This window comes from Streptomyces sp. V4I2 (genome assembly GCF_030817655.1).
Classification (GTDB): Bacteria; Actinomycetota; Actinomycetes; order Streptomycetales; family Streptomycetaceae; genus Streptomyces; species Streptomyces plumbiresistens.
Genome location: NZ_JAUSZM010000003.1, coordinates 5,696,776 through 5,718,996, shown reverse-complemented (window position 1 = coordinate 5,718,996; position 22,221 = coordinate 5,696,776). Strand labels below are relative to the sequence as shown.

Annotated in this window: 25 protein-coding genes, 3 pseudogenes and 1 riboswitch; of the genes and pseudogenes, 13 read left to right on the top strand and 15 right to left on the bottom strand. The window is 70.7% G+C overall.

What is annotated here, in order from left to right:
- The first annotated feature begins 124 nt into the window (after positions 1 to 124).
- On the top strand, positions 125 to 361 hold the full coding sequence (locus QFZ76_RS27105) for a hypothetical protein (protein ID WP_373464359.1): 237 nt from the start codon (positions 125 to 127) through the stop codon (positions 359 to 361).
- Positions 362 to 367: 6 nt separating this feature from the next.
- Entirely contained in the window at positions 368 to 688 is a 321-nt protein-coding gene (locus QFZ76_RS27100) for an SCO5918 family protein (RefSeq protein WP_266436378.1), read from the top strand.
- Between the two features lie 93 nt (positions 689 to 781).
- Here QFZ76_RS27100 and QFZ76_RS27095 read toward each other — a convergent pair whose 3' ends face one another.
- Positions 782 to 1,156, bottom strand: a complete 375-nt coding sequence (locus tag QFZ76_RS27095) for a hypothetical protein (RefSeq protein ID WP_307676160.1) — start codon at positions 1,154 to 1,156, stop codon at positions 782 to 784.
- A gap of 402 nt (positions 1,157 to 1,558) precedes the next feature.
- Between QFZ76_RS27095 and QFZ76_RS27090 the strand changes: the two genes are divergently transcribed.
- Positions 1,559 to 1,915, top strand: coding sequence for a MerR family transcriptional regulator (locus QFZ76_RS27090; RefSeq protein WP_307676159.1), 357 nt, complete (start codon positions 1,559 to 1,561; stop codon positions 1,913 to 1,915).
- A 22-nt stretch (positions 1,916 to 1,937) separates the two neighbouring features.
- Here the strand turns inward: QFZ76_RS27090 and QFZ76_RS27085 are convergent, their stop codons facing one another.
- From QFZ76_RS27085 to QFZ76_RS27065, 5 genes and pseudogenes are all read right to left on the bottom strand, one after another.
- Positions 1,938 to 2,549, bottom strand: coding sequence for a phosphoribosylanthranilate isomerase (locus QFZ76_RS27085; protein WP_307676158.1), 612 nt, complete (start codon positions 2,547 to 2,549; stop codon positions 1,938 to 1,940).
- A gap of 78 nt (positions 2,550 to 2,627) precedes the next feature.
- On the bottom strand, positions 2,628 to 3,227 hold the full coding sequence (locus tag QFZ76_RS27080) for a TIGR03086 family metal-binding protein (RefSeq protein WP_307676157.1): 600 nt from the start codon (positions 3,225 to 3,227) through the stop codon (positions 2,628 to 2,630).
- A gap of 69 nt (positions 3,228 to 3,296) precedes the next feature.
- The gene (locus QFZ76_RS27075; protein WP_307676156.1) at positions 3,297 to 3,644 is read right to left on the bottom strand and encodes an SCO5918 family protein; all 348 of its coding nucleotides are present in this window, start codon (positions 3,642 to 3,644) and stop codon (positions 3,297 to 3,299) included.
- A gap of 143 nt (positions 3,645 to 3,787) precedes the next feature.
- The gene (locus tag QFZ76_RS27070) at positions 3,788 to 3,991 is read right to left on the bottom strand and encodes a cold-shock protein (protein WP_010986199.1); all 204 of its coding nucleotides are present in this window, start codon (positions 3,989 to 3,991) and stop codon (positions 3,788 to 3,790) included.
- Between the two features lie 285 nt (positions 3,992 to 4,276).
- Positions 4,277 to 4,610: pseudogene (locus QFZ76_RS27065) on the bottom strand (MerR family transcriptional regulator).
- Positions 4,611 to 4,869: 259 nt separating this feature from the next.
- Between QFZ76_RS27065 and QFZ76_RS27060 the strand changes: the two are divergent.
- Both QFZ76_RS27060 and QFZ76_RS27055 read left to right on the top strand, forming a co-directional pair.
- Positions 4,870 to 5,151 (top strand): hypothetical protein, encoded by a 282-nt coding sequence (locus QFZ76_RS27060; protein ID WP_307680140.1) that lies wholly within the window; start codon positions 4,870 to 4,872, stop codon positions 5,149 to 5,151.
- A gap of 240 nt (positions 5,152 to 5,391) precedes the next feature.
- Positions 5,392 to 6,787 (top strand): annotated as a pseudogene (locus QFZ76_RS27055) (DUF2079 domain-containing protein).
- A 27-nt stretch (positions 6,788 to 6,814) separates the two neighbouring features.
- On the opposite strand, the gene QFZ76_RS27050 reads toward QFZ76_RS27055, so the two are convergent.
- Positions 6,815 to 8,464 carry a lysyl oxidase family protein gene (locus QFZ76_RS27050; RefSeq protein WP_307676155.1) on the bottom strand — a complete coding sequence of 550 codons (1,650 nt, stop codon included), beginning with the start codon at positions 8,462 to 8,464 and terminating at the stop codon, positions 6,815 to 6,817.
- A 165-nt stretch (positions 8,465 to 8,629) separates the two neighbouring features.
- A pseudogene (locus QFZ76_RS27045) lies at positions 8,630 to 9,013 on the bottom strand (carboxypeptidase-like regulatory domain-containing protein); the annotation flags it as partial.
- Positions 9,014 to 9,017: 4 nt separating this feature from the next.
- Between QFZ76_RS27045 and QFZ76_RS27040 the strand changes: the two are divergent.
- Complete coding sequence (locus tag QFZ76_RS27040; RefSeq protein WP_373464358.1) at positions 9,018 to 9,350, top strand: hypothetical protein; 333 nt, start codon at positions 9,018 to 9,020, stop codon at positions 9,348 to 9,350.
- 63 nt (positions 9,351 to 9,413) lie between these two features.
- Here QFZ76_RS27040 and QFZ76_RS27035 read toward each other — a convergent pair whose 3' ends face one another.
- Positions 9,414 to 10,046, bottom strand: a complete 633-nt coding sequence (locus tag QFZ76_RS27035) for a hypothetical protein (RefSeq protein WP_307676153.1) — start codon at positions 10,044 to 10,046, stop codon at positions 9,414 to 9,416.
- A gap of 37 nt (positions 10,047 to 10,083) precedes the next feature.
- On the bottom strand, positions 10,084 to 10,842 hold the full coding sequence (locus tag QFZ76_RS27030) for a dienelactone hydrolase family protein (RefSeq protein WP_307676152.1): 759 nt from the start codon (positions 10,840 to 10,842) through the stop codon (positions 10,084 to 10,086).
- Between the two features lie 189 nt (positions 10,843 to 11,031).
- Between QFZ76_RS27030 and QFZ76_RS27025 the strand changes: the two genes are divergently transcribed.
- Both QFZ76_RS27025 and QFZ76_RS27020 read left to right on the top strand, forming a co-directional pair.
- Positions 11,032 to 11,574, top strand: a complete 543-nt coding sequence (locus QFZ76_RS27025) for a TetR family transcriptional regulator (protein ID WP_373464357.1) — start codon at positions 11,032 to 11,034, stop codon at positions 11,572 to 11,574.
- A 56-nt stretch (positions 11,575 to 11,630) separates the two neighbouring features.
- Complete coding sequence (locus tag QFZ76_RS27020; RefSeq protein ID WP_307676151.1) at positions 11,631 to 12,002, top strand: DUF6479 family protein; 372 nt, start codon at positions 11,631 to 11,633, stop codon at positions 12,000 to 12,002.
- Between the two features lie 7 nt (positions 12,003 to 12,009).
- Here QFZ76_RS27020 and QFZ76_RS27015 read toward each other — a convergent pair whose 3' ends face one another.
- Positions 12,010 to 12,537: a hypothetical protein gene (locus QFZ76_RS27015; RefSeq protein WP_307676150.1), complete on the bottom strand. Its 528-nt coding sequence runs from the start codon at positions 12,535 to 12,537 to the stop codon at positions 12,010 to 12,012.
- A 220-nt stretch (positions 12,538 to 12,757) separates the two neighbouring features.
- On the opposite strand from QFZ76_RS27015, the gene QFZ76_RS27010 reads away from it, so the two are divergent.
- Positions 12,758 to 13,240, top strand: a complete 483-nt coding sequence (locus QFZ76_RS27010; RefSeq protein ID WP_307676149.1) for a hypothetical protein — start codon at positions 12,758 to 12,760, stop codon at positions 13,238 to 13,240.
- 116 nt (positions 13,241 to 13,356) lie between these two features.
- On the top strand, positions 13,357 to 14,496 hold the full coding sequence (locus tag QFZ76_RS27005; protein ID WP_307676148.1) for an aminopeptidase P family protein: 1,140 nt from the start codon (positions 13,357 to 13,359) through the stop codon (positions 14,494 to 14,496).
- 7 nt (positions 14,497 to 14,503) lie between these two features.
- On the opposite strand, the gene QFZ76_RS27000 is transcribed toward QFZ76_RS27005, so the two are convergent.
- On the bottom strand, positions 14,504 to 15,325 hold the full coding sequence (locus QFZ76_RS27000) for a carboxypeptidase regulatory-like domain-containing protein (protein WP_307676147.1): 822 nt from the start codon (positions 15,323 to 15,325) through the stop codon (positions 14,504 to 14,506).
- A gap of 267 nt (positions 15,326 to 15,592) precedes the next feature.
- Here QFZ76_RS27000 and QFZ76_RS26995 point away from each other — a divergent pair, with 267 nt between their 5' ends.
- Positions 15,593 to 16,315: a DUF4142 domain-containing protein gene (locus QFZ76_RS26995; protein WP_307676146.1), complete on the top strand. Its 723-nt coding sequence runs from the start codon at positions 15,593 to 15,595 to the stop codon at positions 16,313 to 16,315.
- Between the two features lie 10 nt (positions 16,316 to 16,325).
- Here QFZ76_RS26995 and QFZ76_RS26990 read toward each other — a convergent pair whose 3' ends face one another.
- Positions 16,326 to 17,984 carry an alpha-amylase family glycosyl hydrolase gene (locus tag QFZ76_RS26990; protein WP_307676145.1) on the bottom strand — a complete coding sequence of 553 codons (1,659 nt, stop codon included), beginning with the start codon at positions 17,982 to 17,984 and terminating at the stop codon, positions 16,326 to 16,328.
- Between the two features lie 320 nt (positions 17,985 to 18,304).
- Between QFZ76_RS26990 and QFZ76_RS26985 the strand changes: the two genes are divergently transcribed.
- Positions 18,305 to 19,240, top strand: coding sequence for an LAETG motif-containing sortase-dependent surface protein (locus QFZ76_RS26985; protein ID WP_307676144.1), 936 nt, complete (start codon positions 18,305 to 18,307; stop codon positions 19,238 to 19,240).
- Between the two features lie 214 nt (positions 19,241 to 19,454).
- Here QFZ76_RS26985 and QFZ76_RS26980 read toward each other — a convergent pair whose 3' ends face one another.
- Positions 19,455 to 19,826 carry a metalloregulator ArsR/SmtB family transcription factor gene (locus tag QFZ76_RS26980; RefSeq protein ID WP_307676143.1) on the bottom strand — a complete coding sequence of 124 codons (372 nt, stop codon included), beginning with the start codon at positions 19,824 to 19,826 and terminating at the stop codon, positions 19,455 to 19,457.
- Positions 19,827 to 19,905: 79 nt separating this feature from the next.
- A riboswitch (cobalamin riboswitch) is annotated at positions 19,906 to 20,105 on the top strand.
- A 27-nt stretch (positions 20,106 to 20,132) separates the two neighbouring features.
- Between QFZ76_RS26980 and QFZ76_RS26975 the strand changes: the two genes are divergently transcribed.
- Positions 20,133 to 21,248, top strand: a complete 1,116-nt coding sequence (locus QFZ76_RS26975; RefSeq protein ID WP_307676142.1) for a HoxN/HupN/NixA family nickel/cobalt transporter — start codon at positions 20,133 to 20,135, stop codon at positions 21,246 to 21,248.
- 7 nt (positions 21,249 to 21,255) lie between these two features.
- On the opposite strand, the gene QFZ76_RS26970 is transcribed toward QFZ76_RS26975, so the two are convergent.
- Complete coding sequence (locus QFZ76_RS26970) at positions 21,256 to 22,218, bottom strand: nucleoside hydrolase (protein ID WP_307676141.1); 963 nt, start codon at positions 22,216 to 22,218, stop codon at positions 21,256 to 21,258.
- Positions 22,219 to 22,221: the final 3 nt, after the last annotated feature.

Below are 22,221 nucleotides of genomic sequence, written 5' to 3'. Positions count from 1 at the left end.
CTCTCTGTCGTGACCGCCATACGCGCCACTCCCGCCATGTCCGCCATCTCGCAGGAGGCACTCTTTGACATCGGTTCAGATGCAGCGGCACCCGGCGGTTCCGGTCCCGGCTACTGTGGTGGACGTGGATGCGTCCGGGCCTCGGGTCTGTGACGACATGACGGTCGAGGTGGCCCTGTCGGTCATGGCAGGCGCCCGTGTCCAGTATCTGCTCGTGTGCGACGGGGACGACGAGAGCACCGGCTCGATCACCCGAGCCCAGCTCGCCGGCCTCCGGGACAGCTCCGCGTACACGGACCGAATGCGACTGCGGGACATCCTCGGCGGCCACTCGGTCAGGCCGTTCCCCTTCTCTTTGTGAGGCATCATGCGCTGTGTCATCGCCCGCTACCCGTTCGACCTCACCAAGAACGGGGTGCTGGACTCGATGAAGGGCATCAAGCCCGAACTCGTCACGGGTGAGTCCGTGACCATCGGCCGCCGCCGCTACCCCGTCAAGCAGGTGGGGGAGGTCCTCACCCGACAGGACCGCCGCGACTTCACCGCCGGTGAGGTCACCCGCGCGATGACCCGCCTCGGCTTCACCTGCCACGAGCACCCCGAGGTCGTGCCGGCGCCCGCGCCGGTCCTCAGCCCGCTCCAGACCGCTTCGGCGCTGCTCGGCAGCCCCGAGCCCCAGGAAGTCTGAGGACGGGCGGAAGCCCGCCTCATCGCAGCCCCAGTGAGGGCCCTGCCGACGCGCGTCGGCAGGGCCCTCACTGCTGTGCTCAGTGGTCTGTTCTCAGTGGTCGGAGTAGCTGAAGTCGCCCACGGTCCAGGCGCTGACGTCCTTGATCGCGACGCGGTACATCCCGCCCGTTTCGGGGATCCCGACGGTTCCCTGCAGGATCCGGGCCAGATGGAAGTGCAGATGCGTGGGCGCTGCGTCGGGTTCGGGCTTGTCCTCCGCCCGGCCGGCGGTGAAGACGTCGGAGAACGGGCCGAGGTGATTGGAGTCCTTCAGTACCTCCGACACCCGCTCCCGCCACACGGCTTCGGGAGCCAGTCGGCCGGTGATGACGGCACCTCCGACGACCACGGTCAGCGACATCTGATTGCTCTGCTCGGACTCCACCATGGCGGAGATGGACATGAGCAGCTCGTCAGGGTTCGGCATGAGAGCCGAGTCTATGCGGCGGACGGCCGGGGATGTGCGGAGGGCAAAATTCCTGGCCCTCCAGGCGAGTGAAATCTACCCTTGCCACGGTAGACATTGGCCTTCGTGATGGGTAACGTTTCTGTCGTAGACGAGATCCAAGGACGGAACGGACGGAGGAGCAGACGCCATCAGGATCGCCCGGACCGAGAACGTTCGGCCCGGGTACCGCAAGACCCCGGATTGGAAGGTGGTCCCCGGTCACGCAGCCGCGATCCCCGCACCCCCGCCTCTTCACCGGGCCGGGTGACGGAAGAAGCAGGTCGGCAGAGCAGTAGAGCCGACAGATGGTGTTCAATTTCCTTCGGGGCCCTGGTGCCGTACGGCACCGGGGCCCCTCGACGCGTTGGTCAACGAGGTGACATGACAGCAGATATTCCGCTCAGCGATCGTCTGGACGACGACGACTTCCCCGCGTACACGATGGGCCGGGCCGCCGCGATGCTCGGCACCACACCGGGCTTCCTGCGGGCCATCGGTGAGGCCCGGCTGATCACTCCGCTCCGCTCGGAGGGCGGACACCGCAGGTACTCCCGCTACCAGCTGCGGATCGCCGCCCGCGCCCGCGAGCTCGTCGACCGGGGCACTCCGATCGAGGCCGCGTGCCGCATCGTCATCCTCGAGGACCAGCTCGAGGAGGCCCAGCGCATCAACGCCGAGTACCGCCGGGCCGCGAGCGACGCGTCCGGCAGCTCCGGTTCCGCTTCCGGCTCCGGCTGAGCGGCGTCAGAGCCGAGCGGCGTCAGGATCGTGCGCGCGCTGCCTTGACGAACGCCGTGATCAGAGCGGGATCCTTGACCCCGCGACTCTGCTCCACACCACTGGACACGTCGACGCCCCACGGCTGCGCGGCGTCGATGGCGTCCCGCACGTTGTCCGGGCTGAGACCACCGGCGAGCAGCCACTTCTCCCCGGATCCGGCCGGCGGCCTGGTGGACCAGTCCCACGTGACACCGGAGCCCGGCACGGGCGCGTCCAGCAGCAGCATGTCCTCGCCCATGTCCCCGAAGCGCGGCACATGATCGCCGAACCCCGCGGCCCGGATCAGCGTCCACCCGCCCGTCGCCAGGTCGTCGTAATAGGCGCGGTCCTCCGGCCCGTGCAGTTGTACGGCCCGGATCCCCGCGTCGGTGGCCACGGACCGCACCTCATCCAGAGGTTCGTCGCGGAAGACGCCGACCGTGAGCACGCTCTCCGGTACGCGACGGCACAGCCGTGCCGCCGTGGCGGCGTCGATCCGGCGCGGACTGGCCGAGAACACGAACCCGATGGCGTCGGCGCCCGCCTCGACCGCCGTGTCGACGTCCCTCTCGGTCTTCAGACCACAGATCTTGACGAACAGGGAGTTGCTCACGCTGGGGCTCCAGTGGGGCGTACGACGGAACGCGGGTGAGACCACGTTACCGGCGTGGCCGCCCCGGCCTGCCCGCGATCAGGCTCCGCGCTGCCACGCGGGGTCGCGGCCCGCCAGGCCCAGGGCGCGGTCGAACAGCGGTGCGGTCGCGGGCACGGGGACCTCGGGCCCGAAGGCGCCGTACCGTCTGGCCATCTCGGCCCTGCCGGAAACGTCCTCGTACAGCGCCGCGGCGAGTTCGTCGTCCACGCCCGGTTTCCGGCCGGTGGCCACGGCCAGGTCCCAGCCGTGCAGCAGCCAGTCGCACAGCAGGATGCCGCCGACGAAGGGGGCCGGCATCCGGCCGCCGCCGGTCAGACCCGTCTCACCGTCCCAGGCCCGCGGATCGCTCCAGACGGCGGCGGTCCGAGCCGAACGGACGGCGTACGCCTCGGCCCAGTCAGGCTCCGCGGTGAAGTCGTGCCCCTCCGCGACCTCGTCCGACGGCGGCTGCTTCAGTCCGGCGGTGTGACCACGTACGGCGGTCCAGAAGATCAGGTGGTTCACCAGCGTGCGCACAGTCCATTCCGCGCACGGGGTGGGCCGTTCCAAGTCGTCGGGCCCGATCCCCCGTACGACGTCCACGGCGGCTGCGGAGGCCCGGGGCATCAGAGGTGCCCTCACAGGTGCCAGTTCCATGGCTGCCATGCTGGCAGGGCGACGGGCGACTCGTATTGAAGAAACGCGACAGCCGGGAACCGGCCGGTGTCAGCCGCCGATTCCGCCGAAGGGGTCCGGCGTCGAGCCGGAGGCGAGCGGTGACTGCGGCTGCGGCTGCGATTCCGATTGCGCCGGTGACGGTGACGGTGACTGCGCCTGAGGAGGCGTCGCGTGACAGGTGAAGCCGAGGCGGACCAGTGCACGGGTCACTTCGCCGGCGGTGAAGTCGCGGCGGTCCTGGCGGGTGATCACCTCGCCGACCTGCTTGACCGGGAACACCTTGCGCCCGATGACCACGCAGGCCCCGGTGACTTCCTCCGGTCGGATGCCGTCCATCTTCGATTCCACCTCGGACTTGACGAGGTCGAAGGGGAAACGGGCGATCACACAGCGCATGGGTGCCTCACCAAGGGTCGGGCGGAGCATGGCGGAAACGCGGGCTACGCGGGGAAACGCGGGCTACGCGGGGCCGGCGCGTGGCCGGTCCCGGGAAAACGAACAGGGCCCGCACCGTGGTGCGGGCCCTGTCGTAGCGCTAGCTAGGCAGGAACGATGTTCTCCGCCTGCGGGCCCTTCTGGCCCTGGGTGACGTCGAACGTCACCTTCTGGCCTTCCTGGAGCTCGCGGAAGCCCTGGGTGGCGATGTTCGAGTAGTGAGCGAAGACGTCAGCGCCTCCGCCGTCCTGCTCGATGAAGCCGAAGCCCTTTTCAGCGTTGAACCACTTCACGGTACCGGTGGCCATGTCATATCTCCTGAGGCAGTGCTGGGGACCCGCACCTCGCGAATCTCCTCATCGCCGTGATGATCACCTGCCCGGAAAAACCGGCAGCAAAATGGCAACCACAACTGCAACTGATGTTGAGCTTAGCACGGAAAGAATTCGGCGCCAGGGCATGACTTCGGCGAGCCGACCTGCTGGAAATGCACCCGGGAGAGAGTCTCCGAGCCGTCCAAGAATCCTTTTCCCGGTACTGCTCGAATTTCTTCCACGGCCGCGCCAGCTTTCTCCTACGGCCGCAGCAGATATTCACTCGGCGTCCTTGCGGGGGTGGCGCAGCTCCTCGTTGTGGCGCAGGGCCTCCTCCAGCTGGTCCTCCAGGGCGATGATGCGGATGGCGGCATCGATCGGGGTTCCCTGGTCTACCAGCTCACGGGCCCGGGCGGCCAGGCGCAGCTGGTGGCGCGAGTAGCGGCGGTGGCCGCCGTCCGACCGCTTCGGGGCGACCAGGTTCGCCTCGCCGAGAGCGCGGAGGAACCCGGGGCGTGGCACCGATCAGCTCGGCGGCCCGGCCCATGGTGTACGCCGGGTAGTGGTCGTCGTCGAGCCGGTCGGCGGCCTGCGACTGGTCTTCCGAGGGCATGTACGCCTTCCCGCGGGCCGCCAGGGCGCGGCCCGCCCTATGGGGCAGTTTCCCCGTACGAGAACTCTAGTCGCCCGGGTGGAATCCCTGCTGTGGCGGACACAGATGTGCGACGCCCGTCGGCCCGCATGCGCCCCCGGCCGGCTCCCCCCGTACCCGTACGGGAACTCCTGGCCGGGCCATGACCCCTCCGGAGTACGGTGGACCTGACCGGGGGCGCATGCGGCGGACCTGCGGCGAAAGAGGAACGGTGACCGACATGGGCTCGACGGCCGACCACCCGCCCGACGGCGACGAGCTCGCCGAGGTCCGCATCATCGCGGCGGACCCCGACGTCGCCCAGCGGGTCGCGCTGCTCCTGCGCCAGGTGTTCCACGCCGACGAGCCCCGCAGCTACCCCACGGGCCCCGACGGGCACGGCACCCTCCTGCATCTGACGGTCGACACCGGCCGCGTCGCCGACGCGGCGCCCGACCCCTCGACCTGGCTGATCAGCAGCCGCTCCCAGGGCCGCCGCGCGCACACGGACGAGCCGGGCTGACCAAGGGCGACCGGGTGGGCGGGCTCCGCCGTCGCTCTCCCGGGCGGGACAGTCCGCAGGAGTGACCGACGCAGGCATCGGACGAGCCGTCCCTGGGCAGCAGCAGGACAGCCGCCCGCCGAAGCCGTCGGACCCCCGGAGGGCTCCGCATCCGTGTCAGCCGTTCCCTCCGGCTCGTAAGGACCGTCCCCCTTGCCGAACGCGCCCCGCACCCTCTCTGTCCCGCCCCAGGGCATACGGATACCGACGCCGGTCACGCATCCTCCGCGTGACCGGCGCCCCCGTCCGCCGGGCCACCGCGACCCGTATCTCCTCGCGGCCGTCCTCTTCGCCGCGTACGCCGCCCTGTCCGTGGCCCGCTTCCGGCACCTGGCGAGCCGCTCCTGGGACCTCGGCATCTTCGAGCAGGCGGTCCGCGCGTACGCCCATCTGCGGGCGCCGGTCGTCGATCTCAAGGGACCGGGATTCAACGTCCTGGGCGACCACTTCAGCCCGATCACGGCGCTCCTCGCCCCCGTGTACCGCCTCTTCCCCTCCCCCGTCACGCTCCTCGTCGCCCAGGCCGCGCTCTTCGCCCTGTCCGCCGTACCGGTCACCCGCGCCGCCGTACGTCTCGTCGGCCGCCGCCGGGGACTCGCGCTCGGGATCGCGTACGGCCTGTCCTGGGGCATCCAGCGTGCCGTCGACTTCGACTTCCACGAGGTGTGTTTCGCCGTACCGCTGATCGCGTTCAGCCTGGAGGCGCTGTTGGACCGGCGATGGCGGCGGGCCTTGTTGTGGGCACTGCCGCTGGTGCTGGTGAAGGAGGACCTGGGTCTGACGGTGGCGGCGATCGCCCTGGTCGTGGTCCTGCGCGCCCGCCGGGTCTCCCCGCGCGCGGCCCGGTGGGCACTCGCCGTGGCCGCCGCGGGCGTGGCCGCGACCGTGGTTACGCTGACCGTCGTCGTCCCGGCCTTCAACACGAGTGGCGGCTACGACTACTGGAGCAAGGTCGACAGCGGCTTCGCCCTCTTCGACGGCACCGGCACCAAGCTGCGTACGCTCGCCTGGCTGCTGATCCCCACCAGCGGCCTGCTGGCCCTGCGTTCCCCGCTGTCGGTGGTCGCCCTGCCCACGCTCGGCTGGCGCTTACTCTCCGGCGACGAGCACTACTGGGGCACCGCGTGGCACTACAGCGCGGTGCTGATGCCGGTCGTCGCCCTCGCCCTCGCCGACGCGCTCACCGCCGCCCGCTGCAGCCCGCGCCCCTGGCTGCGCTCGTACGCGAACCAGCTCCCCGCCGCCACCGCGGCCGCCGCCCTCGCGCTCACGACCGCCCTCCCCCTCTCGGTGCTGAGCGAGGCCGAGGCCTACCGCACCCCCGGCCCGCGTCACCGCCGTCGAGCGCATGCTGGACCGCATCCCGGACGGCGCCACCGTCGAGGCCAACATCGGCCCGATCAGCCGGCTGACCTCGCGCTGCCGCGTCTTCTGGACCGGCGGCACGGGGAACATCACGCCGGACTACATCGCCCTGGAGAACACCGACCGCTCGATCGACGACGTCGAGGAATACGTCCGCGGGCTGCATCCGCGCGCCTTCTACGAGATCGTCGGCGCCACGCAGGGGTACGTCGTCCTCCGCCACCGCACCTGACAGCGGAGGACGACCCTTCCCTGTCGCTTACGGCGCGTCGATCAGGTCGTGCGGCGGCACGGTCACCGTGCGGGCGCCCGGCTCACCTGCCAGGACGACCTTGCGCAGGGCGACGTTGTTGGCGGTGTTCGTCTCCTGGAGGCGGTTCTCCGGGTTGGCGATCACCTGGATGTAGTACGTGCCGTTCGGCAGGTCGGTGACGTCGAAGGACTGGCCGGGACGGTACTGGGTGTACGTGTCGCCGGAGCCGACGTCGAGGACCTCGCGCACGGAGATGGAGTTCTGCTCACCGCAGGCGGTGGACAGATCGGTGTTGTACGGCTTCCAGTTGGCGTTCTTCACCGTGTAGTCGACGGCGTCGGTGTTGGCCAGGCAGAACGCCTCCTTGCCGGAGCGCACCTCCTTCGTCTGGTCCTCGCTCAGCAGCCGGTAGCTGGCGAAGTCCGTGAAGTGCCAGTGCTCGTGGCCGACGCGCGGGTCCCACTCCATGGTGCCGGTGGGCGTGTACCCGACCTGCTTGCCGTCGGCGTCGTAGAAGTACTGGTACGCGTCCATCAGGTCCTTGCCGGGGCTGCGGAACCCGTCCACGACGAGCGGCGCGGGACCGGCGTTCCACACGTTCGCGCTGAACGCGAGGTAGTCCTTGCCCGCTACGTCCCCGTCCTCGCCGTCGGTGATGGCGATGTCCCACGCCGGCAGCGACCGCAGGTCCGGCTTGGGCACGCTCGCCGCGACGCCGGCCCGGCCGGTGGGCCGCTTGGCGTTCGGCGTCAGCGCGGGCGCGATGCGGGAGCCGTCGGTGTGGCCGGTGCCGTCGCCCAGGTGGTGTGCCGTACCGCGGTCTTCGAGGGCGTGGGAGAGGGCCGGGGGTGTGGGTGCGTCGGCGCCGCGGGGGCCGTAGTGGTGGTTGTTGCCCTGGGAGGCGTGGGCGCCGTGGCTGTCACCGTGCTGGGCGGCGGTACTGAGCCCTTCTCCGCCCTCGCTCTCCTCCCGCACGGTCACCTTGATGGTCGGCTGGTCGTCGGGGATGTCGAACAGGTCGCGGTACTTCTTCGCCACCGACACCTTGGCCGTGTACTCGCCCGCCGGCAGGTCCACCGGCTTGTCGTAGTCGACCGTGCTGGAGTTGGACGCCCAGCCCTTCTCGACGCCCCACACCGAGCCGAGGGTGAACGGGTTGGTGGGGCAGCTCTCCGGATAGTGCGAGGTCGCGGGGGCGTCCGGCCGCAGCCGCCCGGAGGCGTTGTTCGGGCAGAAGGTCCCCTCGCTCGTCACCACCTCCTTGCCGTCCGCGTCGGTGACCGACACGTTCAGGAAGCCCCGCAGCCCGGAGAAGTCCTTCACCAGCCCGGCGGGCAGGGTCTTGGTCCGCGTGCTCGTCCCGTCCCGGAGGATCTGGCGGGCGACGACCGGGTCCTTGTACGACTTCCGGGTCACCTTGAACTCCAGCGGCGCGTCGTCGACGGTGACGTACGTGCCGAGGTCGAGATAGACGCCGGAGCTCCACTCGTAACGGTCGAGCGTGACGGAGTTCGACGCGGCGATCAGCTTCAGCTTCGGCTTGCCGGGGGTCGCCGCGGCCGTCTCGGCTCCGGCACCGGGGGCCGCCGCGGCCGCAGTGACGACGACGGTGAGCGCGGCTCCGGCGGCGAGTGCGGAACGTCTTAAGTGAGTCATCGGCTCTTGTCTCCCAGGTGTGCTCGATGTTCTTGACGTGCTCGATGTGCTGGATGTGCTCGATGTGCTTGATCAAGTTGTGAGCACCCTGTGAGAGTTGGGAGAGCCGTGCCGGGGTTGCCTGGTGAGGGCGAAATGAACTCGGGTGGCGTGAAGTGACGTGAACTAGGCGTCCGAGTGGCCGAGTTCGATGGCGTGATCGTCGCCTCCGCGGCCCTTGACGGTCAGTGCGGTCGCCGCGGGCGGATATCCGGTGGCGATGACGGTGTACTCGCCGACGGCCAGGGGGCCGTGCGGGGCTCGTACGACGCCCTGGAGGCGGGCGCCGGTATCGAGGTCGACCTCGACGCGGGTGACGCCGGTGCCGCCGATCTCGACGGCCAGCGCGCGGGGACGGTGGCCGGCCGCGTTGACGGCGAGGGTGACCGGGCCGGGGGTGAGCTCGGCGAAGGCGAACTCGCCCTGCTCCCCGGTGGTCCGGGTGGCCAGCAGATCACCGCGCACGTCCGTGACGACGACCACCGCGTCCTTCACGGTCGGCACTCCGGTCGGTATGGACGACGACGATGCCATGGGCGCCCTTCGCTTCCCGCAGTGCTCGTTGTCACAAAGACTCGGCAAAGGCAGCCGGGCGGCTTCGGTCCACGACACCTTCACGGCTGCGGCCGCGGTCGTTTTCATATGGATGGGGCGGAGGCAGCGCCGGACCGGGCGCAGTCCGATCGCCCCGAACGAGACGATGAGAACCGCCGATCGGCTGGTCTCGCCGCCGCCACCAAGCCGCGGCTACCGCACTGCGGGGTGCGGCTGGATCGGCTTCGGGAGCCTCTTCATCCTGCCCGCGGTGTTCAACGTCGTGGCTGCGATCCGAGGACTCATCGGCTGAGCAATGGAGGAGCTGGGTGTGGCCCAAATACTCCAATACTCCAACTGCGGGAACGGCGCCCACTCAGCCGACAGCGAAGGTGACGATCACCCGAGTCGGGTCGCGGAATGCGTCGGGGTCGATGGGCGAACGTTCCGTCAGGACGTTCACGCCCGGGCCCGCACCTTTCGCGAAGTAGGTCCACGCAGGCCCTCGGAGAGCCGGGCCGCACAGTCCCTTCGGCAGTTCCGTCTCGTCCGGGCCGAGGGCGTACGCGTCGCCGTACTGCTCGTCGAGCAGGGGCTCGCCCTCGGGGACGAGGCCTGCGCGGTGCAAGTAGTCCGGGAGTCGGCTGGTGCGGAAGGAGACCTGGGCGGTGCCGTTCTTGGTGGCGTAGTGGATTTCCGAGGCGTCGGACGGGAGGGGGGCGCCGGCTGCCGAGATCACGTTCGGGAGGCTTGTGTCGCTGCCGTCGCAGGCTCGGGGGTCGCCGAAGGGGCGGAACAGCTCGTCCTGGAAGAGCCAGATCACCCCGCCGGCCACCAGGGCGAGGACTGCCACGCCGGCCGCCAGGCACGACAGGCGACGCCGTGGGGCGGGGGCTCCGACGTCCTGCGGATATGGAGCCTCGTCCGTCTCGTCCGTCTCGTCCGTCTCGTCCGTCTCGTTCGTCTTGTCGGAGACAGTTCCCCCGCCATGGCCTTCGGTCTCAGACATGTATCCCCCACCGTCCGACTGGAAGGACCGAACATACCTACTGGAAGGTCCTGTTGAGCAGGTCCAGCAGGGCCTCCCAGTGGCGTTCCGTCGCCTCCACGCCGTACATCGCCGTGTCCGCCTGCGTGAAGCCGTGGTGGGCGCCCTCGTAGATCTCCGTGCGGTGGCGGACGCCGGCTTCTGTGAGGGCCTTCTCCAGGCGGTCGATCTGTTCGGCCGGGTTGGTGGAGTCCTGGTCGGCGTGGCCGAAGTACACCTCGGCCGTGATGTGTTCGGCGAGGAGGTGGGGGCTGTTCGGGGCCTCGGTCGCCAGGTACGCGCCGTGGAAGCCGGCCGCGGCGGCGATGCGGTCGGGGTAGGTGCCGACCGTGCGCAGGGCGAGGCCCGCGCCCAGGCAGTAGCCGGTGACGCCTGCCGGGCCGTCGGTGGTCAGGGCGGACGCGGACAGCCAGTCGAGGTAGGCGGCGGCGTCCCGCATCGCCGCCTCGGGGGTGAGGGCCTCGGCGGCCGGGCGGAGGGCCTGGATGATCTCCGGACGCTCGGCCGGGTTGATGAAGTCCGGGAGGTCCACGACGGGGGCGGGGCTGTAGCGGTAGAAGACGTTGGGGACCAGGACCGTGTAGCCCGCCGCGGCCAGGCGGTCCGCCATCGACTTGAGGTGCGGGCGCAGGCCGAAGCCGTCCATGTAGAACAGGACGGCGGGGTGCGGGGCGCCGTCGTCGGGGTGGGCCAGGTAGGCGTCGGCGGTGCCGTCCGGGGTGGGTATGCCGACGAGCGAGCCGTGCACGGAGGTCATGGGGGTGCCTTTCCATTCCTGGTCTGCAGCACGGCCCGCAGCAGGACCGCTGCCACATCGGGCCTGCGTGAGAAACAGTGCCGGATGTGACACCGAGTGTCACGCTAGCTCGGAACGAACACGCGCACCGACACCCGTGGTATCGCCCGGGCCGCCGTACGGGCCGAACTCAGCCACGTCGCCTTCGAGTTGTTCCGTCGCGAGGGCTTCGACAAAGTGACCCTCGACGACCTGGCCTCGGCCGCCGGGGTCTCCCGGAGCACCTTCCTGCGGTACTTCGGCACCAAGGAGGACGCCGTCCTCGCCGCCTTCGACGGGCAGGACCGGCGCGTCGCCGACGCCCTGCGTGCCCGCCCCGCCGACGAGGACGACTGGACGGCGCTGCGGCGGGCGCTGGACACGGTCATCGGGCGCTACCACGAGAACCCGGAGGGCGCGCTGGCGACGACCCGGCTGGTCCGGGAGACCCCGGCACTGTGTGCCCGGCACCTGGAGAAGCAGCTCAGCTGGCGGCCCGCGCTGGCCGAGGCGCTGGCCGAGCGTGCGGGCACGCCGGAATCCGTGACCGTCGGGCAGACGGTGCGGGCGGGCGCCGCGCTCGGCTGCCTGAACGTCGCCCTCGACCACTGGACCGCCTCCGACGGCCGCCTCGACCTGGTCGCGCTGCTGGATGAGGCGTTTGCGGCGCTGGCGGCGGGGGCGGGGTCGGAGTCGGCTCCGGCGCCTCGCTGAGCAAAATCATGTGACCCGAACCACACATCAGCGCCAATTCGGCGATAATCGGAACCATGAGTACCGCAACGTATGTACTGGCGGCCTCGTCGAGCGATGTACTCAACGTGATCGCCGCCTTCACCGGTGGCCTGTTCATCGCCGGTGCACTGGTGTGGGCCGTGCAGTTCGGCATGCGGGTCCAGGACCGGGAACTGCCCCGGCCCCGCCCCGAGGAGCAGGCACATCTCCCGGAGACCGGCGCCATCCGCGAGATGCGGGAGGTGCGGGAGCCGGACGAGATCCCGATACACGCGGACAAGCGGGAACGGCTCATGCCGTATCAGCTCCACCACGCCGCGACCCGACGAGGGAAGGACCAGCACCGAAGGCGCTGGCTGCCCGGTTCCAGCGGTTCCTTCGGCAGCGGCGGCATCGGGCACACATAGGCACAGGTCAGGTCCGGGTGCCCGCCGGCCGGTACACCGCCAGCGCCCAGATCACGAAGAAGTTGACGCCGACCATGATGAGCGACCAGACCGGCGCGTACGGCAGGAACAGGAACTGGGCGATCATGTTCAGGGACGCCAGGAAGATGCCGGTCATACGGGCCCAGGTGGCGCCCTTGAGGATGCCCGCGCCGGCGAGCACGGCGACCGCGCCGAGGACGAGCAGGATCACGCCCCAGCCGGTGAGGTTGATCTTGTAGACGTAGTCGCCGATGTTGGCCCACACGTCGTCCTCGGCGAGTGCGGAGATGCCCTGGAAGATCGCCAGGACGCCGTTCATCAGCAGCAGGACGCCGGCGAAGACGGCCCCGCCCGTGGCCCAGCCGGTCTCGGGCGGCATCGGGGCGTAGCCGTAGTCGGCCCGGCCGGGCGTCATGCCCTGGCGGGTGTCGTCCCGGGTCGGCTGTTGCTGCTTGCCCGTCGGCTGCTGCCCTCCGCCGGTCGGCGGCTGCGTCGCGTGCGGTTGCTGGGTCATGGGTGGGCCCCGTTTCTTCCTAGTCTGCGGGTGGTTCGAGTGGTCCGAGTGGTCCGAGTCGTACGACCCCTTCGACGATCGGACGACCCCTTCGACGATCGGGCGGCACAAAGACCCCCGCCATGGGGGTGGGCCATTCGGGTGACGTCCGGCATGCGGGTGCACGCCCACGGACCTTCACTGGAACCGGAATCTGCCAACCCCCAGTCCTGGAGACGACATGGCCCGTTACCGAGCACGCCTGGCGGCCGTCGCGCTGACCGCACTGGCCACGGTGGCCGCACTGGCCGGCTGCTCCGACGACGACAGCCCCTCCGACGTGGTCAGCAGGGCGGAGTCGGCGGCGCGCTCGGTGGGTGCCGAGGCGACGGACGCGTTCGCGTCGGCGACGGCGGAAGCGGGCCGGAGATTCGACGAGGTCAAGGGCGGCGTCGACGCCAAGGACGAGGTGAAACTGGGCACCCCGGGCACGGACGGCGAGGGCCGTACGACGGTCGAGGTCAGCGTGGACAACACGGCCGGCTCGACGAGGTCCTTCCTCGTCCAGGTCGACTTCACCGAGCGGGGCGGCGACCTGGCCGACGTGGCCGTCGTCACCGTCTCCGACGTCCCGTCCGGCGAGTCCGGGAAGGCCACGGCCCGCAGCACACGGAAGCTGGGCGGTGAGGTGGGGGCGAAGGTGGAGCGGGCGGTGCGGTACTGAGCAGCGCGGAGACGCGTCCCTCGTCACCCACCGAAGTCCCCGAAGTCCCCGAGTCCCCGAAGTCCCCGAAGTCTCTGAAGGTCAGCGCACGGCACCGCGACGACAAGGGCAGGACGATGAGCGAGACACCGATGAGCAGGACACCGGTGGCCTTCACCGAGCAGGACCACGCGGAGCGTATGACCCGGGCCGCCCGGGACGCGGCCGACGCCGGTCTCTCCGGGCTGCTCGTCACCCCGGGTCCCGACCTGGTCTGGCTGTGCGGCTACCGGCCGACCGCGCTCACCGAACGCCTCACCCTGCTGGTGCTGGTCCCCGAGTCGGAGCCCCGGCTGCTGGTCCCCGCGCTGGAACGTCCGGAGGCGGAGGCGGCCCCCGGCGCGGGCGCCCTGCGGCTGTCGGAGTGGCGGGACGGCCAGGACCCGTACGCGGCGGCGGCCGGACTGCTGCGCCCCAACGGCCACTACGGCGTCTCGGACGCCACCTGGTCCCTGCACCTCCTCGGCCTTCAGGAGGCCCTGCCGCTCACCACGTACCGCGCGCTGAGCATCGCGCTGCCGATGCTGCGGGCGGTCAAGGACGACCACGAGGTGGCCCGGCTCGCGGCGGCGGGGGCGGCGGCGGACGCGACGTACGAGGAGATCCTGTCCGTACGGTTCGCCGGGCGCCGGGAGACCGACGTGGCCGCCGACCTGGCACACCTCCTGCGCCGGCACGGGCACAGCCAGGTCGACTTCACCGTCGTCGGCTCCGGGCCCAACGGCGCCAACCCGCACCACGAGGCCGGCGAGCGCACCATCGAGGACGGCGACATGGTGGTCCTGGACTTCGGCGGTCTGAAGCACGGGTACGGCTCGGACACCACCCGGACCGTGCACGTCGGCGAGCCCACCGACGAGGAGCGAGCGGTGCACGACATCGTGCGCCAGGCGCAGCAGGCCGCCTTCGAGGCCGTGCGGCCCGGTGTGCCGTGCGAGGAGATCGACCGGGTGGCCCGCACGGTGATCGAGTACGCTGGCTACGGCGAGTACTTCATCCACCGCACCGGCCACGGCATCGGCGTCACCACGCACGAGCCGCCGTACCTCGTGCAGGGCGAGCAGCGGCCGCTCGTGCCCGGGATGTGCTTCTCCATCGAGCCCGGCATCTATCTGCCCGGCCGGTTCGGTGTCCGTATCGAGGACATCGTGACGTGCACGGAGACGGGCGGGCGGCGGCTGAACGGCACGCCGCACGAGATGGCCGTGGTGACGTGACCCACCGTCAGGACCGGTCCGCCGCGCCCGCCGCGCCCGCCACTGTGATCGCGATCTGCTCGCTCGTCCCGCTCACTCCGTTCAGCGTGGCCGTCGCCTGAAGGCGGCCCGGGCCGGACGGGAGGGCGGGGTCCGGGACGCAGGACCAGCTGCCGGCCGCCGTGGCCGTCGTCGCGCAGACCTCGCTCTCGAGGGCGTCGCGCACGGTGACCTGGGCGCCCGGGTACGCCGTACCGGCGATCTCCGGCCGGGCCGGCAACGGCACCCCGGACTCGGGACGCGTCAGCGTGGGCCCTGGCAGGCCGACGGTCACCTCGCAGGTGCCCTGGTCCTGCACCGCGCCCCCCGCGTCCGTGAGCCGCAGCACGCATCCGCGGAGCCGGGTGCCCGGTACCGCGTCCGGGGCCACCGCCAGGACGAAGGGGAAGGTCCGCCCCTGCCATCCCTGCGCCGCCGCGGACCCCGTGACCTCCGCGCCCTCGGCGCCCTCCGTGCCCTCCGCGTCTGACGCGGCTCCCGTGAACGTGTACGTCCCACCGCCCCCGCCGGACACGACCACCCCCCGATAACCGCTCCCGGCGAACGGCACGCCCGTGACCTCGCTGCCCTCGGGAGCCGTCAGCGTCAGCACCGACCCGGCCCCCAGCGCCGCCCCCTCGTATCCGGAGGCCTCGACGATCCCCTCCCGCCCGGGGGCGATGGTCACAGCCCCCCACAGCCCACGCGCCGCCGCAGTGGCGGTCTCCGGCGGCGGACCGGACACGGCCAGCGTGCCCACCACCGCGACGGCCGCCAGCGCGGCTCCTGCTGCCTTCTTCGGCCTGTGCATCGTCGGCACCACTCCTCACCGGACGTCGTAGCCCCCGATGCGTGCGATTCTCGCGGCCCGTTTCCGCAGGCGGCGTGCGTTGTGCGGCCGTATGGGCGAGCGTGGGGGCGAGCGTCGGGGCGCGCTTTGGGCGAGGAAGGCGCGGCCGTACGCCGGAGGGACCGGCCCGGATTCTTTACCAAATCAAAAGGTTTCTCGCGCATCCCCATCCGTACTTCTGTACGTCCGACCCGCCCACAGCGGGCCCCCGACCGGGCAGGAGACACGGTGCGCTTTTCGCGGAACACGACGGGAACGGTTTTCGTCGGCGGTGCCCTCACGCTGACCTTGGCTGCGTTGGCTTATCCGTCGATGCTCGGCCTCGACACCGTCTCCAGCGCTCAGGACAGAGTGATCGCCCAGACACAGTGGGGGCCGTTGACCGAGCAGGACCGTGCCTTCGTGGTCGCTGTGCGCGCGGCCGGACTGTGGGAGTACCCGCTCGGGCAGATCGGCCTGAAGAAGGGGACGACCCCGGAGGTCAAGACGGCGTCCGAGCACCTCGTGGACGGACACGCGGCGCTGGACGCCAGCTGCCGCAAGATCGCCCCGATGCTGAACATCACCCTGCCGAACGTGGCGAGCCCGCAGCAGGTGTCCTTCATAAACCAGATCGACTCGCAGACCGGCCAGGCGTTCAACTCCAACTTCGCCAACATCCTGCGGACCACGCACGGTTCGATCTTCAACACGGTCGCGAAGATCCGCTCGACCACCAAGAACAGCCTGGTGCGCCAGCTGGCCGAGCAGGCCAACAACACCGTCCTGGACCACATCACGGTCATGGAGAACACCGGCCTGGTCAACTACGACCAGGCCCTCTTCCAGCAGACCACCCCGCCGAAGCTGCCCAAGGACGACATGACTCCGCCGCCGCCGCAGCCCGGCGAACCGATGGTGGTCCTCACGCCACCGCCGACCGCGACCGCGACGCCGACCATCACGCCCTGAGAAGCAGCCCTCAGGGAGCCAGCCAGACGGTGGTGTCCGGGCCGAGGCGGCCGTCCTCCAACGGGCGGCTCGCCAGCAGCACTTCGCCCGCCGGCAGCGGTACGGCCGTCCCCGACAGGTTGGCCACGCACCGCCAGCCCTCGTGCCGGGCGAAGTCCAGCACCCCGGCCGGGCTGTCGGCCGCCCAGGTCAGCGACTCGCCCTCCAGCAGCTTGCGGCGCAGCCTCAGGGCCCTGCGGTAGAGCTCCAGGGTCGAGCCCTCTGCCCCGTCCTGTGCCTCGACCGCGTACGCCGCGAAGCGCTCCGGCTGCGGCAGCCAGGCGCCGCCCGCGCCGAAGCCGTACGAGGGTCCCGTCGTCGTCCACGGCAGCGGCACCCGGCACCCGTCGCGGCCCTTGCGGACGCGTCCCGTCTGTTCCCAGATCGGGTCCTGGAGGACCTCGAAGGGCAGGTCGGCGACCTCGGGCAGACCGAGTTCCTCGCCCTGGTAGACGTACGAGGATCCGGGCAGCGCCAGCATCAGGAGCGTGGCGGCACGGGCGCGCCGCAGGCCCTGTTCCTGGTCGATCGCGGGGGCGTGGCCGCCGGACAGCAGCCAGGCGTTCTCGTCGGTGCCGGGCGGGAGCACGAGGCGGGAGGTGTGCCGTACGACGTCGTGGTTGGACAGCACCCAGGTGGCGGAGGCGCCGGCCTCGCGGGCGGCGGCGAGGGAGCCGGTGATGACCTGGCGGAGTTCCTCCGCGTCCCAGCCGGCCTTCAGGTACTCGAAGTTGAAGGCCTGGCCGAGTTCGTCCGGGCGGGCGTACAGCACGCGTCGGGCGCCCGGCACCCAGGCCTCGGCGACCGCCATGCGGGGCGGACGGTAGGCGTCGAAGATCTTGCGCCAGTCACGGTAGATCTCGTGGACGTCGTCGCGGTCGTAGAAGGGGTGGCTGCCGGGCGGGAGCTCGGACAGCGCCTCCTCGCTGCTGAGTTCGGGGGCGCCGAGATCGCGCAGCGGTTCCTCCAGGTCCTTGGCGAGGGCGTGGGCGACGTCGACGCGGAAGCCGTCGACCCCGCGGTCGGACCAGAAGCGCAGGGTGGTGCGGAAGTCGGCGCGGACCTCCTCGTTCGCCCAGTTGAGGTCGGGCTGCTCGGGGGCGAACAGATGCAGGTACCACTGTCCGTCCGGCACCCGCTGCCAGGCGCTGCCGCCGAAGACGGACTGCCAGTCGGTGGGCGGGAGTTCGCCGTGCGGGCCGCGGCCGTCGCGGAAGACGTAGCGGTCGCGGGCGGGCGAGCCGGGCCCGGCGGCGAGTGCCTCCTGGAACCAGACGTGCTGGTGGGAGGTGTGGTTGGGGACCAGGTCGACGATCACCTTGAGGCCGAGGCGGTGGGCCTCGGCGGCGAGCGCGTCGAAGTCGTCGAGGGTGCCCAGGCGCGGGTCGACGTCACGGTGGTCGGCGACGTCATAGCCGCCGTCGGCGAGTTCGGAGGGGTAGAAGGGGCTGAGCCACAGGGCGTCGACGCCGAGTGCGGCGAGGTGGTTCAGGCGCCGGGTGATGCCCTTCAGGTCGCCGAGCCCGTCGCCGTCGGCGTCGGCGAAGCTGCGGGGGTAGACCTGGTAGACGACGGCCTGGCGCCACCAGTTGGGGTCCTTGGAGGAGAGGTCGGGAATGGGGTCGATCACGCGGTCTCCTTCGTGGCGTTCGGGACGATGGGCATCAGCATGCAGGTACCTGTCCACATTGTCGGGAAAGCGAACTCGAACGCTGTCCGGAGCGGTTCATTCCCTGTGTGACGGAATTGTGATGAGCTCTTGAACTCGCCCAGCATCACCGCAGGTTGACAGCGTTCCGTGGGGAGATCCACGATGTGCGAGCACTGTGGCGCATATGACCAATGAGCCCAGTGTTTCTCAGAACCTTTCTCAGGTCCTTTCTCAGGTCCTTTCTCAGAACCGGTGTTCTGAGAACACCTGCCACCCCCCGCACCCCGATGGGATCCCGCATGTCCATAACCAGACGTGTCACCGCGCGCCGCCTGCTGGGGACGGGCGCCGCGGCGCTCGTCCTCTGTGCCGTCTCCGCCCCCACCTCCTGGGCCACCGGCACCCCCGGTGGCGACGGCTGGAAGTCCGGCGGCACCTACCAGCCCGGCACCGGTGCCGGCACGGAGACCGAGACCGACCGCTGCCAGTTCTCGCTGGACGGCACGAGCTTCTACGACTCGGTCAAGGTCGACGACCAGAACCTGAAGCCGACCGACGACGGCAAGGTCCACATCAAGGTCCGCACGGCCGGCGACGCGAACACCTGCACGGCCTCCCTGGCCTCCTACCTCGCCCACGGCGCCACCTTCGCCACCTCCGGCGAGCAGGTCTTCGTCGACTTCGACACGGTGACCGTCAAGCCCGGCCAGACCGAGTCCCTCGACATCGCGGTGCCGGACGCGGGCTGCTTCGCGCAGATCGACCTCTACCGGGGCGCCGTCAAGTTCGACGGCGAGCTCGACGCGAACGACGGCTTCGTCCACGGCGACCTGCCCAAGGGCCCGGACCGTCCGGTCATCAAGGACAAGCTGATCGCGGCCTGGAACGGCGGCACGAAGGACTGCACGACGGCCCCGTCCGAGCCCCCGGCCTCCCCGACGCCGACCCCGTCGACCCCGGAGTCCACGGAACCCTCGACACCGGGCGAGGAGACGACGCCCCCGGCGACGGAGACTCCCTCCGAGTCCGCCTCGCCCTCCACCGAGGCCCCGAGCCCGTCGGCCTCCGAGTCCACCACCGCTCCCGCCGCCACCCCGAACGGCGGCGGTGGCGACCTCGCGGAGACCGGCGGCAGCAGCGCGACCGGCCCGATCGCGGTCGGCGCGGCGGTGCTGCTCGCGGGCGGTGCGGGCATCGTGCTGGCGACGCGGCGTCGCAAGGCGGCTCGCTCGTAATCAGGCGCAGTTGGTGTGGTCAGCGCCGGTCGGGCTGGGTTTCAGCCCGACCGGCGTTCGGGCTTCGGGCTGAGGACACGGGATTCGCCCGCGCCGCCCCTTCCCGTCCCGTCCCTGGGGGCTGCCGCCCCCAGACCCCCGCTGTCGGCCTGAACGGCCTCGTCCTCAAACGCCGGACGGGCTTGAAGCCGTGCAGTGCCGAAGAGCCTCGCCATCAAAGGCCGGACGGCCTGGATGAGGTCGCGCACTGCTTCAGCAGCGAGGCGATGTCGGCGTCCACCACCCGATACCGCACGATCCGCCCCTCCTTCTCCCCCTCCACGACCCCCGCCGCCCGCAACAGCCTGAGCGCCTGCGACACGGCGGGGTCGTTCATGCCGGTGGCGATCGCCAGGTCGGAGACGGCCAGGGGGCCGGTGCGGTGCAGGGCGAGCAGCAGGGCCAGCCGCTTGGGATCGGCGAGCAGCGAGAAGCGGTCGGCCCAGGCGCGGACATGGCCCGGTTCACCGATCGCGGCGATGGCGTCGCACACCCGGTGCCCGTCGATGGTTCGGCGATCCGCTCGATCGGCCGGAACGAGATGCATGCCGCCATCCTCGCAGGACCCCTATGTGATCTTCCATACCTGCGCAGGTACGCAGCTATGCAGGAGACCGCTTGCCACCCTACGGTGGGCTGGCCGTGGTGCTCGGGAAGCCGGTGACGACCCCTCAAGGGTCCATGCCGGAGCGGCCCTCGCCACTGTGATCGGGGAGTTTCCGTCCCGTCCGGCGCCAGCCGGGCCACTGGTCGCACGACCGGGAAGGCAGGAACGGACACGCACGACCCGTAAGCCAGGAGACCGGCCACGGCATCTCACGAGTTGATCCACGAGGTGCTGGAGCGTGACCGAATGACCCTGCCCGAGCCTGCCCGGACGTCCGTGCCCGCCCCGACGTCCTTCAAGTGGCGCCGCGAGGACACCCTCAAGACCGCCGGCCTCATGTCGGCCGTCGCCGCACTGCACGTCGTCGCCTTCGGAATCCTGCTCCTCCTCGTCGTCCCCGGGCACTACGAGGTCGGCAACAAGGCCTTCGGTATCGGCCTCGGCATCACCGCCTACACCCTCGGCATGCGGCACGCCTTCGACGCCGACCACATCGCCGCGATCGACAACACCACCCGCAAGCTGATGGCCGACGGCAAGCGCCCGGTGTCGGTGGGCTTCTGGTTCGCGCTCGGTCACTCCAGCGTGGTGGTCGTCCTCGCCCTGCTGATCGCGGGCGGCACCCAGCTCGCCGGGAAGGTCATGAGCGAGGGCTCCAGCACCCACCAGGTGCTCGGCTTCCTCGGTACGACGATCTCCGGCATGTTCCTCTACCTCATCGCCGCCCTCAACCTGGTCGCCCTGCTCGGCATCCTCAAGGTGTTCAAGGCGATGCGGGCGGGCGCGTACGACGAGGAGGAACTCGAACAGCACCTGGACTCGCGGGGGTTCATGAACCGGATCCTCGGCCGCCTCACCAAGTCCATCACCCGCCCCGGCCAGATGTTCCCGCTCGGCTTCCTCTTCGGCCTCGGCTTCGACACCGCGACCGAGGTCACCCTGATGGTGATGGCGGGCTCGGGCGCGGCGGCCGGCCTGCCCTGGTACGCGATCCTCTCCCTGCCCCTCCTCTTCGCCGCCGGCATGAGCCTGTTCGACACCCTCGACGGCACCTTCATGAACTTCGCCTACCAGTGGGCGTTCTCCAACCCGGTCCGCAAGGTCTTCTACAACCTCACGATCACTGGCCTGTCCATCGCCGTCGCCTTCTTCATCGGCACCATCGAACTCGTCGGCGTCCTGCACGAGAAGCTCGACCTGAGCGACACGGTCACCACCTGGATCGCCGACATCAACCTCGACAGCGTCGGCTACGTCATCGTCGGCCTGTTCGTGGTGGTGTGGGCGGCGGCCATCGGCTACTGGCGGCTCGCGAAGGTGGAACAGCGGTGGGCGGTACGGCCGGCGGCGGACACCCGCTAGGCGTCCACTAGGCGCCCTCCACCGTCGTCAGCCACAGCTTCACGTACCGCTCCACGTCCACGCCCAACGCCACGTCCACCAGCCGCTGTTCACGGGTGCCCTCGTGGATCTCGGACTCGCCGGGGCGGGGGCGCCGGTCGACGATCGTCTGGCCCCGGCTGGTGCCCGGGGCCAGGCTCACCTCGACCGGGAGGCGTTCGGCGGTGATGCCCCCCGGGTCGACGACCGCGCAGACCGCGCCCGCGTCGCCGAGGCCGCCGGTGGGGGTGGGGTCGCCGGAGGTGGCCGGGTCGCGGTGGGCGAGGAGTTCGCCGGCCAGCCGGAGGCGGGGCTCCGCGCTCGCGCGCAGCCGCTGGACGTCCCCGGCCGGGACGAGGACCTGCTTGAAGACGTCCAGGCCGTACATGGTGATCGGCACCCCGGCGGTCAGCAGGATCGCGGCCGACTCCGGGTCGTGCCACACGTTGAACTCCGCGACCGGCGTGGCGTTCCCGGTCGCCACCGCGCCGCCCATGAACACGATCCGCTCGATGTTGCGCACCACCTCCGGATGCGTACGCAGCAGCAGCGCGATGTTCGTCAGGGGCGCCATGGGGATCAGGGTGACCGGCGTCGGCGAGGCGAGGATCTCTCGCCGCAGCAGCGTCACCGCGTCCACGTCGACCGGCCGGCGGGTCGGCGCGGGCAGCCCCAGGTCGCCCATCCCGTCCTGGCCGTGCACATGCCGGGCCGTGCGCACCGGCTCGATCAGCGGGCGCTCGGCGCCCCGCGCGACCGGAATGTCACCGGCGCCGGCCTGCTCCAGCACGGTCAGGGTGTTGCGTACGACGCCGTCCACGTCGGTGTTCCCGGCCACGCAGGTCACCGCCCGCACGTCGAGCGCGGGGTGCCGTACGGCGAACAGCAGGGCCAGGGCGTCGTCGACACCCGTGTCGCAGTCGATGATCACCGGGATGGGCTGACCGGTCACAGC